The 16058-nt window shown below is 68.5% G+C and carries 6 protein-coding genes; 3 read left to right on the top strand and 3 right to left on the bottom strand.

Annotation, left to right across the window (positions count from 1 at the left end):
* The first annotated feature begins 53 nt into the window (after nucleotides 1–53).
* Nucleotides 54–8690: an SdrD B-like domain-containing protein gene (locus tag BDK89_RS17235; protein WP_133870128.1), complete on the top strand. Its 8637-nt coding sequence runs from the start codon at nucleotides 54–56 to the stop codon at nucleotides 8688–8690.
* A gap of 70 nt (nucleotides 8691–8760) precedes the next feature.
* Here BDK89_RS17235 and BDK89_RS17230 read toward each other — a convergent pair whose 3' ends face one another.
* From BDK89_RS17230 to cofH, 3 genes are all read right to left on the bottom strand, one after another.
* On the bottom strand, nucleotides 8761–9750 hold the full coding sequence (locus tag BDK89_RS17230) for a DNA integrity scanning protein DisA nucleotide-binding domain protein (RefSeq protein ID WP_133870127.1): 990 nt from the start codon (nucleotides 9748–9750) through the stop codon (nucleotides 8761–8763).
* A 140-nt stretch (nucleotides 9751–9890) separates the two neighbouring features.
* Nucleotides 9891–11981: a sodium-translocating pyrophosphatase gene (locus BDK89_RS17225; protein WP_133870126.1), complete on the bottom strand. Its 2091-nt coding sequence runs from the start codon at nucleotides 11979–11981 to the stop codon at nucleotides 9891–9893.
* Between the two features lie 145 nt (nucleotides 11982–12126).
* Nucleotides 12127–14538, bottom strand: coding sequence for a 5-amino-6-(D-ribitylamino)uracil--L-tyrosine 4-hydroxyphenyl transferase CofH (gene cofH / locus BDK89_RS17220; protein ID WP_208294111.1), 2412 nt, complete (start codon nucleotides 14536–14538; stop codon nucleotides 12127–12129).
* Between the two features lie 67 nt (nucleotides 14539–14605).
* On the opposite strand from cofH, the gene BDK89_RS17215 reads away from it, so the two are divergent.
* Nucleotides 14606–15100 carry a winged helix-turn-helix transcriptional regulator gene (locus BDK89_RS17215; protein WP_133870125.1) on the top strand — a complete coding sequence of 165 codons (495 nt, stop codon included), beginning with the start codon at nucleotides 14606–14608 and terminating at the stop codon, nucleotides 15098–15100.
* A 130-nt stretch (nucleotides 15101–15230) separates the two neighbouring features.
* Nucleotides 15231–16058, top strand: a complete 828-nt coding sequence (locus BDK89_RS17210) for a succinate dehydrogenase cytochrome b subunit (RefSeq protein ID WP_133870124.1) — start codon at nucleotides 15231–15233, stop codon at nucleotides 16056–16058.

The raw sequence follows: 16058 nt of genomic DNA, 5'->3' as shown, positions 1-16058 counted from the left end.
GTGAAGTAGCCGCAGGTACGACCACCCACCACCTGCTCGACGGGAGAAGCCACATGTCCGCACTGATCCGCCGCCTCCTCGCGGTCGCACTCGTCGTCACGAGCGCGATCGTGATCAGCCCTGCCGCCCCGACGGCGGTCGCTGCCGGTACCCCCGACATCGTCGTCACGTCGTCGATGCCGGGGCAGGTGTTGGTGGGTGAGAACATCACGATCAGCATCGAGGTCGCCAACCCCGGCGGCCCCGACGGCTACAACACGCTGATCCGCGACGTCCTCCCGGCCGGCGTCTCGTACCTTCCCGGATCGAGCGACCCCGAGCCGCTGCAGTACCCGCAGGTCGACGGCACCACCGTGCTCGTCTGGTCGAACGTCGCCGACTCGCTCACCGGCACCACCATCGGCGTGAGTTACGAGGTGTCGAGCGTCCTGCCGACCTACGACGCCGGCACCTTCGTCCAGAACGCCGCCTCGGCCTACACGAACAGCAATCCGCGGATCAAGCCGCGAGTCGACGGCACCGGTACCCCGATCGGCATCACCTACACCGGCAACGACGACGCCGACCCCGCCCGCACCGACATCGTCCCGTTCACCATCACGAAGAGCGAGAACAACGAAGAGAACGAGATGCTGCGCGGGGTGCACGACCACAAGTCGCTCTACACCCTCCAGATCGACAACAACCTCGTCGGCCCGACCACCGGCTTCAGCGTGGTCGACTACCTGCCGGCGAACCTCGAGTTCCTCGGGTGTGGTGCCGTCGACAACTCGACCCCGGGCACCGAGGAGTATCCCGGTGCCGGGCGCATCGACGACACGCTCGATCCGATCCTCGCGGAATCGCCGTGCGTGATCCCCTCGTCGGTCACCACCGAAACCGTCGACCCCGACGGTCCTGGTCCGATGGAGTTCGACGTCTACACCCGCGTGGAGTGGGACGCCGCTGCGATCGCCACCGCGCGCGGCGCTGCCGATCTCGCACCCGGCGGCCAGTTCGTCATCGAGTACATCGCCGCGATTCCCCTGCGGGAGAACGTCGACACCGACCCCGTTCCGGCCACCGCCAATCTCGACAACAACACGGGCGACCTCACCACCGAAACCGAGGGCGAGAGCTACAACTACACGGCCGCGGTCGGCACGTACGACGGTGTCCAGTGGAGCGACGACGACATCGATGCGTTCGTCGCCGAGGACATCCGGATCGTGAAGAGCGGCGGCGACGGGGACTTCCTCCAGGGCGACACCCTCACCTACACCCTCGACGTGGCCACCAGCGAGTACGCCTTGGCGACCGGACCGATCACGATCACCGACACCCTCCCCAATGCCCTCGACTTCGTCGAGGCCCGTCCGACCGAGACGTCGGGGCCGGTCCTGAACCCCGACGGTTCGCTCACCATCACCTGGATCATCGATCCCGGCTTCGCCGGCCCGTCGGGCAGCGTCGTCGTCGAGATCGACACCCTCGTCCGCGAGTTCTACCGGCTGGGTGACGGGGGTAACGGCACGCCCGTCGCCTCGCGCGACTCGTTCGCCAACACCACCGACACCGCGGCGGTCATCACGACGATGACCGACAACGACGGATCGAGCACCGACATCCCCCAGATCGACGACTCGGCCGCGGGCTCCAGCTCGGCCGGCCCGGTGATCCTGAAAGAGGTCAGCGAGCCGGTCGTCCCGGGCACCCTCACGTGCGCCGACGGCGCGGGCGTCACGTTCGACCCCGACTTCGCAACCGACTACCGGCCCGGCGACCACGTCTGCTACCGGCTGACGGTTCAGTTCGCCGGCGGTCTCACGACGTTGCAGCCCCGGGTGCGCGACTTCCTGCCGGACGGCTTCGAGCTCGACACCGCTGCTGCCGGCGGCGGCTGGCAGTTCGGTGCGGCCAACACGGTCGCTGCGGGCGACGTCACCTTCGTCGACGACAGCCCGGTGCTGGCGTGGAATCTCGCCGACATGTTCCCCGACGCCGTCACCGGAGCCGGCCAGACGTTCCAGGTCGTCGTCCAGACGGTCGTGAGCCACCCGACCGAGATCCAACCCGGCGACATTGCCGAGAATCTGATGAAGTTCAGCCATCGCAACACGGGCGGACAGGTGTTCCAGCTCCGCGACGACGCACTGGCGGAGTTGAGCGAGGCGATCGTCGGACTCGACAAGGGCATCATCGAGCTCAACGGCAGCCCGATCAGCGGCACACCGGTCGACCAGCAGGACGTGCAGGAAGGCGACGTCGTCACCTACCAGATCACGCTGTCGAACACCGGGAACGAGAACGCGAACAATGTCTCGGTCCGCGACGTCCTCCCCGGTGACATCGCCTGTGCCCAGGTGTCCGCGATCAGTGACGGCGGTGCCTGCGACACCGTGAACGACTGGATCCAATGGGACGACACCGACGGCATCGCCGTGGCAGCCGGGGGCTCGTACACACTCACCTACGACGTCACCGTCCCGACCGGTATCTCGGCCGGTTCGGTCCTCGTCAACACCGCAGGGGTCCGCACGTACGAAGGCGACACCAACTCCGGTTCGCCGTTCGTGTACGTGCCGGCGAACAACATCGACGGCACGCTCACCCCGAACACCGACCGCGCCGACGACACCGCCCGGATCACGACCGATCTGCCGGTCATCGACAAGGTGCGCACCACGAGCGTCGACGAGCCCGGCAACGCAGCGGCCAACCAGGCGACCATCGGTGAGACGATCTCGTACACCGTCACCCTCGACCTTCCCGCCGGTCTCTCGTACTACAACGCCACGATCACCGACAACCTCACGAACGAGCACGATCTGATCGCCGGCTCGGTCATGGCAACGCTCGACACCGTGGCGCTCCCGACCGCCGGACTGACCCTGACCGTCGACGACGCGACCAACCGGTGGCGCATCGACTTCCCGGCGACCTACTCGGTCGCCCCGGGTGCCGACCAGCAGATCGTGGTCACGTTCGATGCCGTCGTCACCGACGTCGCCTCCAACGTGCGAAACACGACGGTCAACAACCGGGTCGACTTCAACTATCAGAACGTGGCCGGTGCAACCCGGAACGTCAACGACGCCGTGAACACCCAGATCGTCGAGCCGAACATCGTGCTCGACAAGGTCGACGACGATGCCGACGGCCTCGTCACCTCCGGCCAGGAGATCGGCTACACGTTGACGGTCACCAACGACAACGGCGTCGCTCGGGTCTCGACCGCGCACGACACCGTCGTCGTCGACACGGTCCCCGACCAGCTGATCGTGCTCGACGGCCCCGGCGGCAGCCCCGTCGCCGACAACGGCACCGTGGGCCCCGACAACGGCACTTGGAACGAGACGGCCCGCACCATCACGTGGACGATCGACACGATCGCCCCGGGAACGTCCGTCGACCTCGACTACGCCGTCACCGTCGCCGACCCGATCGTGGCGGCCGCCGAGTTGCGCAACACCGCGATCGCGACGACCTCGTCGCTCGACGGCGACACCGCCGGTGAACGCACCTCCACGTCGCCCAACGGCGGCCAGGGCACCGGCTACCAGGACCCGGCCGAGAACACGGTTCGCGTCCCGGTCCTCGAACTGACCAAGACGGGCACACCCGACACGGCGACCGTCGGTGAAACCGTCACCTACACCCTCGAGGCGACCGTGCCCGGCGGTGTCATCGCCTACGACGCGACGATCGTCGACGATCTGCCCGCCGGCATCACCTTCGAGTCGCTCGTCTCCGTGACGTGCGTCGAGGACGGCGGTGCCTGCGTACCCGACATCGCCTCGGTCGACGTCGTCCCCGCCGCGGGCCCGTACGCCAGCGGCGACGACATCGCCTTCTTCCTCGGCGATCTCCTCACCCCGTCCGCCGACGACCGGGTCGTCACGATCGTCTACGAGACCTTCGTGTCCGACGTCGCCGCCGCCGACGACGGTGCGACCCTCACGAACGGCGCCGTGCTCGGCTGGAACACGGCCGACGACATCGCGGGTACCCCGACCGACGTCCCCGCCCCGGGTGACTTCGCGAGCGTCACGCCCGAGGTCGACGACGACGTCGACACGGTCGAGCCGACCCTGACGATCGACAAGGACGTCGCCGGCCAGAACGCCGACGACGACAACCGGCGTGCCGTCCCCGGTGACGTGCTCACCTACACGATCACCGTCACGAACACCGGCACGTCGGCCGCCTACGACGCGACCGTCACCGATGTCGTCACCGACGACACGTGGGCCTTCGTCGACACCACCGTCGCCGCCGGCGTCACCAACACCGACAGCGACCCGGTCGGCGGACTCGAATGGACCATCGACGGTCCGATCGCGCCGAACGCCTCGGTCGTGATCACCTACACGCTCACCGTGCCCGACACCTACGACTCGTCGAACGAGATCGTCGCCGGGCCCGAGCAGGTCAACACCGCCGACGTCCCGAGCTACTGGGCCGTCGACGAGACGACCCGCACGGCCAACCCCGATCGTGACTTCCGCGAATACGACGACGTCGTCGAGGACGTCGTCGAGATCGAACTCGACCTCGCCTCGATCGGTGACTTCGTCTGGTTCGACGTCAACGACGACGGCATCCAGGACCCGGGCGAGCCGGTGCTCGCCGACGTGACCGTCACCGTCACGTACCACGGCCCCGACGGCGTGCTCGGCGGCACCGACGACGAGGTCTTCGTCGTCGAAACCGACGAAAACGGTCTGTACCTGGTCGAGAACCTCCCCGGCGGTCAGTACACCGTCGACGTCGACGAAGCCGACCCCGACTTCCTCGCCGGTCTCGCGCCGAGCTACGACCTCGACGGCGGCACCGCCGGCCCGAACGGCGTCTGGACCGGCAGCCTGGGCGAAGACCAGGACCGTCGCGACGTCGACTTCGGCTACACCGGGACGGGCACGATCGGCGACACGATCTGGCTCGACCAAGATCTCGACGGCGTCCAGGACGCCGGTGAGGCCGGTCTGTCCGGTGTCGACGTCACCGTCACCTGGCACGGCCCCGACGGCGTGCTCGGCGGCGCCGACGACATCGTCTACGACACGACGACCGACGCGAACGGCAACTACCTCGTCGAGGATCTGCCGGCCGGTGCGTACACGGTCACCGTCGACACCGACGACATCCCGGCGGACTACGTCAACGTCAGTGACCCCGACACCGCGAATCCCGGCGACAGCACGAGCACGTTGCTGCTCGGCCCGGGCGCGTCCGACCTCGACCAGGACTTCGGCTACGCCGGCAACGGCTCGATCGGCGACACGATCTGGCTCGACACGAACGGTGACGGCGTCCAGAACGTCGGTGAGACCGGCCTGTCCGGCGTCGTCGTCGAGATCGTCCACGGTGGCCCCGACGGCATCATCGGCAACGCCGACGACTCGCTGTTCACCGCGACCACCGACGAGAACGGCAACTACCTCGTCGAGAACCTCCCGTACGGACCGTACGAGGTCACCGTCACCGGTGCCATCACGGCGCTCGACAACACCGGCGACCCCGACGGCGGCGGCGACGACACGTCGCTGACCGAGCTCACCCCGGCCGAACCGAACGATCTCGATCAGGACTTCGGCTACCAGGGCACCTCGGTGCTCGGCGACCGTGTCTGGCTCGACCTGAACCGCGACGGCGTCCAAGACGCCGGTGAGCCCGGACTGGCCGGCATCACGGTCACCGCCACCGGCCCGAACGACGCCGTCATCGTCACGACGACCGACGACGCCGGCAATTACCTGTTCCCCAACATCTTCGACGGCGAGTGGACCGTCACGATCGACGCCGGCACCCTGCCCGATGGGCTGGAGCCGACGGGCGACGACGACGGCCTCGGCACGCCGAACGAGTCGACGACCGATCTGGCCACGAGTGATCTCGACCAGGACTTCGGTTACGCCGGTCCGGGCCGGATCGGCGACACCGTCTGGCTCGATCTCGACGGTGACGGGACCATCAACGGTGACGAGGCCGGCCTCGGCGGCGTCACCGTGACCCTCGAATGGGCCCAGCCCTCCGGTCCGCCGATCGTCCTCACGACGACGACGGCTGCCGACGGCACCTACTCGTTCGACAACCTGCCGCTCGGCGACTACACCGTCACCGTCGACACCGACACCCTGCCCGCCGGTGTCGCGGCGACCTTCGACTTCGACGGTGGCGACGACTCGACGAGCGACGTCACCCTGACCGTCGACGAGCCGGTCCGCCTCGACCAGGACTTCGGCTACCAGGGCGCCGGCACGATCGGCGACACGGTTTGGTTCGATCGCAACGGCGACGGCGTGTTCGACGCCGATGAGAGCCCGCTCCCGGGCGTGACCGTCGAGCTGGTCTGGGACGGTCCGGACGGACCGGAGACCTTCACGACGGTCACCGACGACAACGGTGAGTACCTCTTCGAGAAGCTCGCCCCGGGCGACTACACCGTCACCGTCGACACCGACACCCTGCCCGACGGCATGGTGCCCACCTTCGACGCCGACGGTGGTCTCGATTCGACGAGTGCGTTGACGCTCGCCGACGGTGAGGTGAACCTCGATCAGGACTTCGGCTACCAGGGCACCGGCTCGATCGGCGACACCGTCTGGATCGACCTGGACGGTGACGGCGTCCAAGGACCGAACGAACCGGGAATCCCCGGCCAGACCGTCGAGCTGACGTGGGAGAGCCGTGACGGCTCCGTCACGTACACCACGACGACCGACGAGAACGGCAACTACCTGTTCGACAACCTGCCTCCTGCCGACTACACGATCACCGTCGTCGGCGGGATCGTCGACGACGCCGTCAACACCGGCGACCCCGGTGACGACGGCGACTCGACCAACTCGATCACCCTCGCCGACGGCGAGGACAACCTCGACCAGGACTTCGGCTACCAGGGCATCAACGCCATCGGCGACACCGTCTGGTACGACGTCGACGCCGACGGCATCGACGACGGCGCCACGGCCGAACCACGCCTCGAGGGTGTCGACGTCAGCGTCGTGTGGTTCGGTGTCGACGGCATCGAGGGCACTGACGACGACGTCACCCTCCCGACGACCACCACGAACGTCGACGGCCTCTATCTCGTGACCGGGCTGCCCGACGGCAGTTACTCGGTCACGGTCACCGACGGCGTCCCTGCCGGTCTCGACACCATCACCTACGACGGTGACGGTGCGACGGCCGACCTCGACGGCACCTCGATCGTCACCGACCTCGGCGTCGGTGTCGACACGCCCGTCGTCGACGTCGCCCAGGACTTCGGGTACACCGGCTCGGGCTCGATCGGCGACACGATCTGGCTCGACCAGAACGCCGACGGCGTGATCGACCCCGGCGAGTCCGGCATTCCGGGCGCCGAGGTCACCCTGACCTGGGCCGGTCCCGACGGCGTCCTCGAGACCGCCGACGACCTCGTGTACCCGACCGTCACCACCGACGAGGACGGCAACTACCTCGTCGAAATGTTGCCGGCCGGCCCGTTCCGGGTCGATGTCGCCAACATCCCCGCGGGTCTGTCGTCGACCTTCGACCCCGACGGCGGCGCCGACGACTCGTCCGAGCTCACGCTCGATCCGGGTGAGTCGAACCTCGACCAGGACTTCGGCTACGTGGGTGACGCCAGCATCGGCGACACCGTGTTCGTCGACCTCGACGCCGACGGCGTCCAGGACCTCGACGAGCCCGGCGTCCCGGGTGTGACCGTCACGGTCACCTCGCCCGGGGCCGATGGCGTGCTCGGCACCGCCGACGACATCGTCGTCGTCACGGTGACCGACGAGGCCGGCCAGTACCTCGTCGACGGGCTCCCGGCCGGCACCACCACCGTGTCGTACGACCCGGCCGACCTCGATGACGGGTACGAACCCGACAGCGACCTCGACGGCGGCGACCCGACCGTCACCACCGTCGAGCTCGAGCTCGGCGACGAGATCCGCGACGTCGACTTCGGCATCGTCGGCGACGCCTCACTCGACGGGACGATCTGGGTCGACACCGACGGTGACGGCGTCCAGGACCCGAACGAGCCGGGCATCCCCGACGTCGACGTGATCATCACCTGGGACGGCCCGAACGGCCCCGTCACCGTCGTGGTCACCACCGACGAGGACGGCAACTGGACCCTTCCCACCGTGCCGCCGGGTGACTACACCGTCGAGGTCGACATCTCGACGGTGCCGCCGGGATTCGTGGCCACGACCCCCACCGACGACGCGCTGTCACTCCCGGTCGGCGGCGACGGCAGCTCGGTAGCGGGATTCGTCCCGGCCGCCTCGATCGGCGACACGATCTGGAACGATCTCGACGCCGACGGCGTGCAGGATCCGGGTGAGCCGGGTCTGCCCGGCATCACCGTCACCCTGTACGACGACAGCGGCGAGATCGTGGCGACGACGACCACCGACGCCGACGGCAACTACCTGTTCGACGATCTGGTGCCCGGCACCTACACCGTCGTCGTCGACCCGAACGCGCTGACGACCTGGACGATCACGTTCGACCCCGACGGTGGCAACGACGGCCGCATCACGATCGACCTCGACGCCGGTGACGAGCGACTCGACATCGACGTCGGACTCGTGCAGCGAACGTTGCCGCAGTCGGGCGGCGGTTCGGGCCTCATCCTCCCGGCGACGCTGATCATGCTCGCCGGCGCAGCACTGCTCGGCCTGCGATCGTTCGGCCGACGCCGGACCGCCTGATCGTCTCGGAGCCGACTGAACGGCCCGGGTGGAACCACACGGTTCCGCCCGGGTCGTTCCGCGTCCGGGCTCAGCCGATGCTCTCGTCGCCGCGTTCGATCGTCGCGTAGGCCTGACCGCAGTGCATGATCGTCACGGTGCCCGACTCGGACACGACCACGACGATCGCGTCGGGGTCGTCGTGGCTGTAGCGCAACGCGGACGTGTGGCGCATGCCGCGCATCGGGCCGATCGTGCGGTCCGCGTCGGTCGATGGGGCCAGCCGGATCCCCAACCCGACGAGCTGCGTGTCACGGTCGAACAGGGCCGCCCCATCGGTCTGTGACAACGCCTGCGCGAGTGCCGCCGCTTCGCCGACCCGATCGAGGTGGAGCGCCGGCGCGTTGTGGACCAGCGGCTCGTGGCGGTGCTTCGGCACGGAGAGATCGGTTGGCCGCCAGATGAGCGTGGCACCGATGCGGCGCGATGCCAGCTCGTGGATCGCGAACCGCAGCAGCGGCCGGAGACCCTCCACCGGCAGATCGGGGGCCAGCTCGCCGAGTCGCCGGACCCAGGCAGCGAGCGGCGGATCGCGGTGCCAGGCAACGCCGTCCCAGCGCACGACGCCGGTCGGGCTGAACACCCGCACCTGACCGTTCGGGTGGCGCTGCACGACGATGCCGCCGATCGAGGTTTGGAGACCGACGAGGTCGTACTCGTCGGCCAGGTTGCGGTCGAAGCAGGCGATGTGGGTGATCTGGTCGTCTTCGCGCACCGCGAAGGTGGTGACGCCGTCGGCGAAGCGTCGGGCGAACTGCACGTCGAGTTCGTGCAGCGCGATCATCTCGACCCCCGACTCGGCGAGACCGCCCGGACCGAGGACCGAACCCGGGGGCGGCAGCAGGACGCCGTAGGTGGGGGTGCGGCCCTCGAACCGCTGCGGACGCAGGGCGTAGGCCAACTCGACCAGCGTCGCGATCGGGTCGTGCGCCCCCTCGAGCACGTCGACGCCCTCGTCGACCAGTTCGTCGGCGAGGCGCCGGAGCCGTCCCGGCAGCACCGGGAGGTCGTCGTCGCTCATCACGCCGTCGACTGTACGGGACGTCACGCAGTCGACGGCGTCGGCGCAGCCGACCGATGCCGAAAACGACGACGGGGCCGGGCCCCGTCCCGAAGGACCGGACCCGACCCCGTCAGGATCGAGCGGTGATCAGGTGTCGATCACACGAAGGCGGACGCGAAGACGAGCGAGACGATGGTCATCACCTTGAGGAGGATGTTCATCGCCGGACCCGAGGTGTCCTTGAACGGGTCGCCCACGGTGTCGCCGACGACGGCGGCCTTGTGCGGGTCGGAGCCCTTGCCGCCGTGGTGGCCGGCCTCGATGTACTTCTTGGCGTTGTCCCAGGCGCCGCCCGAGTTCGCCATGAAGATGGCGAGCGCGAAGCCCGTGACGAGCGCACCGGCGAGCAGGCCGCCGAGGGCGTCGGTGTTGATGAATCCGACGACCAGCGGCACGACGACCGCCAGCGAACCCGGGATCACCATTTCCTTGAGCGACGCCTCGGTCGAGATCGCCACGCAACGAGCGGAGTCGGGGATGGCGCCTTCCTTGCCTTCGCGCAGGCCCGGGATCTCGCGGAACTGACGACGCACTTCCTCGATCATCTGGTTCGCCGCACGACCGACGGCGTCGATCGTGAGGGCGGCGAAGAGGAAGGGCAGACCGGCACCGATGAAGAGACCGATGAAGGTCTCCACCTGTCCGATGTTGAGGTTCAGGTCGGCGCCCTCGGCAGCGAGCGCGAACTCGAAGCTCTTGAACAGGGCGAGCGCCGTGAGCGCAGCCGAACCGACGGCGAAGCCCTTGGCGACGGCGGCGGTGGTGTTGCCGAGGCTGTCGAGCGCGTCGGTGACGTCGCGGACGCTCGGATCGAGCTCGGCCATCTCGGCGATGCCGCCGGCGTTGTCGGCGATCGGGCCGTAGGCGTCGACCGACACGACCACACCGGTCGTGGCGAGCATGCCGATGGCGGCAACAGCGATGCCGTAGATGCCGCCGAAGTCGTCGAGCTCGTCGACGAAAGCGAGCTGGCCGCCCCAGTAGGCGATGCCGACACCGGCGAGGATCAGGCCGACCGAGGCGGCGACCGACACCATGCCGGTGCTTACACCCGACAGCACGGTCGTGGCCGGGCCGGTCTCGGACTGGGCGGCGATCTTCTTGACCGGGCCGTAGTGGTCGCTCGTGTAGTACTCGGCCGTCTTGCCGAGTGCCCAACCGACGATGAGGCCGCCGATGACCGAGATCGCGAGACCGATCGGCTGGTCGAACTCGTCACCGCTGAACAGCCAGTAGGCGACACCGATCGTGGCGACGACGGTGATGCCCATGGCGACGTTGGTGCCCATGTGGAGCGCACGGCTGAGTGCGTGGCTGTCGGTCGAGTCGCCACCCTTCACGAGGAACGAGCCGATGATCGAGGCGATCATGCCGACGAAGGCGATCGCCATCGGGAAGACCAGCAGCGGCAGGACGCCGTCGGCGCTCGCATCGTCGGCGGTGAGGCCGAGGAAGAACGCGACGAGCGAGATCGGGGCGATGATCGAGCCGACGTACGACTCGAACAGGTCGGCACCCATGCCGGCGACGTCGCCGACGTTGTCGCCGACGTTGTCGGCGATCGTGGCCGGGTTGCGCGGGTCGTCCTCGGGGATGCCCGCCTCGACCTTGCCGACGAGGTCGGCGCCGACGTCGGCGGCCTTGGTGTAGATGCCGCCACCGACACGCGAGAACAGGGCGATCGTGGAGCCGCCGAGGCCGTAGGCGGTGAGGATCTCGAATGCATCGTCGACGGCGAGCCACTCGACGAACAGCAGGTACGTGAACATCAGGCCGAGGAGACCGAGGCCGGCGACCGAGAAGCCCATGACGGCGCCGCCGCGGAACGCGACGGGCAGGGCTTCGGAGGGGCCGGACTTGGCCGCTTCGGTCGTGCGGGCGTTCGCCATGGTGGCGACCGTCATGCCGGCGTACCCGGCGGCGGCCGAGAGCACGGCGCCGAGCAGGTAGCTGACCGCGGCGAGCGGTGCGATGACGATGGCGAGGAGTACGGCGAGCACGACGGCGAAGCCGGCGACCCACTGGTATTCCTTCTGCAAGAAGGCCCGAGCGCCCTTCTGGATCTCGGTCATCAAGAAGACCATGCGGTCGTTACCCGCTGGCGCCTTCTCGACGAGCTTGTAGTAGTACACCGCGAGCCCGAGGCCCAGAAGGGCCGAGAGCGCGGCAAGATACGGGACGGAAGTCACTGAGTTCGAGCCTCCTGAGGCGATCGGACTGGTTCACCCTGGAACAGGGTCGACCAATGATGGTCGATATGGAACGTTCACGCCAACCCCAACGGCGCGCGCCCCGATCTGTGTCGCCGATGGGCCCTCTGTTCCAGCGATGGATTCAGCCGGCTGCTGGCGCGCGAACCGCGGCGTGATCCACCCCGTCGACGCGTCCGTAGCCGGTCGTGCGCTGGGCGATCGTGCGGCCGAGCGGCTCGACGAGGCCGCGGAACCGCTGCTCGGTCATCGCCTGGCCGTGCGCGGCGCCGGCGGCGCGCGAGATGTTCTCGTCCATGAGGGTGCCGCCGAGGTCGTTGCACCCGGCCCGGAGCATCTGGCGTGCACCGGCCTCGCCGATCTTCACCCACGACAGCTGGATGTTGTCGATCAGGCCACGGTAGGCGATGCGGGCGACGGCGTGCAGGAGCAATGTCTCGCGGAAGGTCGGTCCGCGGCGCGCTCGTCGCTGGAGGTAGATCGGTGACGCCATGTGGACGAACGGAAGGCCGACGAACTCGGTGAACCCGCCGGTGACCGACTGGAGTTCGCGGGTGCGAACGATGTGACGCGCCCACGAGATCGGCTGCTCGACCGCACCGAACATCATCGTCACGTTCGAGTGCAGCCCGATGTCGTGCGCGGCGGCATGGCAGTCGAGCCATTCGTCGGTGGTGATCTTGTCGGGGCACAGGATCTCCCGGACGGGGTCGTCGAGGATCTCCGCGGCGGTGCCGGGCAACGACGACAGTCCCGCCTCCTTCAGTCGGCCGAGGTACGTGTGCAGGTCCTGTCCCAGCCGCCGTGCGCCTTCGGTGACCTCGAGGGCCGTGAACCCGTGGACGTGGATCGTCGGCGCCGCCTCGCGGACTGCCCGGGTGACATCGATGTAATAGTCGCCGTCGAAGTCGGGGTGGATGCCTCCCTGCAGCGTCACTTCGGTCGCGCCGAGGCGTTCGGCCTCGGCGGCGCGCTCGGCGATGTCGTCGAGCGTCAGGAGGTACGGCGTCCCGCGCAGGTTGAGCGAGAGCGGACCCTTGGAGAAACCGCAGAAGCGGCACTTGAACGTGCAGACGTTCGTGTAGTTGATGTTGCGGTTGTGGACCCACGTGACCGTGTCGCCGACGGCCTCCTGGCGGAGGTGATCGGCGTACTCGGCGATCGCTCCCACCTCTGGGCCGCGGGCGCCGAACAGGTCGACGAGGTCGTCGACGCCGAGTTGCTCGCCCGACTCGGCGCGTGCGAGTGCAGCGCCGACCCGTGACGACGGTGAGGCGGCCGACGGCCCCGGAACGAGCGTGGTCGGGTCGTTGGTGGCGCCGGCGTACCAGGCGGTCGACCGCTTGCCGACGAGGACGACCTCGGCCCCGTCGTTCACGACGTCGGCTGCCGAGACACGCTCGGGCCAGAACGAGCCGGCGTCGTCGCGGGCGAGTCCTTCGGCGTCGCTGCGGTCGAGCACGGCGAACCGCAGATCGTCGTGCACCCAGCGATCCGGGTCGAGTGCGAACTCGGGGTGGATCGTCAGGCGGGGTGCGACGGTGTGTCCGTGTGCCTCGGTGACCTCGCGCAATCGATCGAGTGCGGGCCACGGGCGTTCGGGGTTGACATGGTCGGCGGTCACGGGTGACACCCCGCCCCAGTCGTCGATGCCGGCGTCGACGAGCACGCCGAAGTCGTCCGACAGGTTGGGTGGCGCCTGGAGGTGGATGTCGGGCGGCAGGATCTCGCGGGCGGTGGCGATCGACCAGAGGAACTCCTCGGGCGGGCACGGAGGTTCGTGACGCATGGCGGTGCCCGGCTTCGGCAGGAAATTCTGCACGATGACCTCCTGCACGTGCCCGTGGCGGCGGTGCGACGCGGCGATCGCCTCGAGTGCGGTGACCCGGTCGTCGCGCGTCTCGCCGATGCCGACGAGGATCCCGGTCGTGAACGCGATGTCGAGTTCGCCGGCCGCCTCGAGTGTGGCGAGTCGCCGCTCGGGCGTCTTGTCGGGCGCACCGCGATGACACGGCAGGTCGCTCCGCAGGGTCTCGATCATCATCCCCTGGCTCGGTGAGACCTCGCGCAGGAGGCGGAGTTCGTCGGCCGGGAGGGCGCCGGCGTTGGCGTGGGGGAGCAAGCCGGTCTCGTCCAGCACTGCCGCAGCCATGTCGTGGAGGTAGTGCACCGTCGAGTCGTAGCCGTGCTCTCGCAGCCAGTCGGCGGCGACGTCGTAGCGCTGTTCGGGCGCCTCGCCCAGCGTGAACAGGGCCTCGTGGCAACCCTGGCGCGCGCCGTCGCGAGCGATGCGGAGGACCTCGTCGCGCGACAGGAACGGCGCGTCGAGGTGGGCCGGGGGCTGGGCGAACGTGCAGTACCCGCACCGGTCGCGACACAACATCGTCAGGGGGATGAACACCTTCGGCGAGTAGGTGATGCGCGTGCCGTGACGTCGGTCGCGGATCGACGCGGCGCGCTCCATCGCAGCGACGACGTCGTCGGGGAGTGCCCGGCTCTCGGTGCGGGGAGCGAGCGTCACCGTCGTGGGGGTCATGGCGGCGCAGTGTAGGTCGAGTGAGTTCGGAAAGCGAACTGAGGGTCACCGGTAGGCTCGACCCGACATGGCCCGATCCACCGACACCCAGAACGGACCGCTCGACTCGCAGGCCGCGATCGAGCGCACCCTGTCCGTCATCGGCGACAAGTGGTCGATCCTCGTGGTGCGCGCCGTGCTGCGCGGCGTCCGCCGGTTCGACGAGCTGATCGACGACCTCGGCATTGCCCGTCCGGTGCTCGCCGAACGGCTGAAGCGACTCGTCGCCCACGACGTGCTCGCCAAGGTGCCGTACCAGGAGCACCCGGCGCGGTACGAGTACCGGCTCACCGAGGCCGGACTGGCGTTGTCGCCGGTGCTCGTCGCACTGGTGCGTTGGAGTGAGACCCATCTCCCGAACGTCGAGCCGACCACGGCACTCGTCCACGCCCCGTGCGGCACCGAACTCGAGCAGGCGTTCTGGTGCCGCACGTGCGCGACCACGTTCGGCCCGTCGGCGATCCGCGGTGTGCAGGCCGACGCAGCGGTCGGCGCCGATCATCCCGGCGATCATTCCGGCTGATCATTCCGGTGATCATTCGTCGGACTGATCCACCGACCCGGACCCATCGCTCGGAGCGATGGCGGCGCGAAACCGCCGATTCGACCGGACGATTTCGGTCGCGTGGGTCGCCGCCCTGTAGTTTCGAACTATGTCACAAACGCTGCGTCGCGGTCCCGTGTCGGGCACCGCAGTCGGGCGAGGCGCCAAGCGCAAGCCGTTCCTCCTCGACTTCTACTCCACGGCCGTCGGCAAGAAGTACGTGATGGCGATCACCGGCATCATCGGCATCGGCTTCGTCGTCTCGCACATGATCGGCAACCTGAAGGTCTACATCGGCACCGTGACCGAGAACGGCCAAGAGGTGTACGACATCGACATCTACGGCGAGTTCCTGCGCGACATCCTCGTGCCGATCCTGCCTCGCACGGTCTTCCTGTGGATCCTGCGTGGCGTCCTCATCGGTGCCGTGCTGCTCCACATCCACGCCGCCTACGGCCTGACGGTCATGAACCGCAAGGCCCGCCCGGTCAAGTACCAGTCGGCGCGTGACTACGAGGTCGCCAACTTCGCCAGCCGCACGATGCGGTGGACCGGCATCATCGTCGCCCTGTTCATCCTCTGGCACCTCGCCGATCTCACGTGGGGCTGGGCCAACCCCGACTTCGTCCGGGGCGAGGTGTACCGCAACCTCGACGCCAGCCTGAGCCGCATCCCGGTCGCGATCCTGTACATCGTCGCCAACATCGCGCTCGGCACCCACCTGTTCCACGGCACGTGGAGCCTGTTCCAGTCGATGGGCTGGAACAATCCCCGATTCAACCAGTGGCGTAAGGCGCTCGCCGCCGGCATCGCCACGATCGTCGTCGTCGGCAACGTCTCGTTCCCGATCATGACACTCGCCGGCGTCATCGAGTTCGACGACAGCGTCACCAGCGTGCACGAACTGCACGAGGACCACGAGGAGGCGTCCGAATGA

Source organism: Ilumatobacter fluminis (genome assembly GCF_004364865.1).
GTDB lineage: Bacteria > Actinomycetota > Acidimicrobiia > Acidimicrobiales > Ilumatobacteraceae > Ilumatobacter > Ilumatobacter fluminis.
This window is presented reverse-complemented; position numbering and strand designations above follow the sequence as displayed.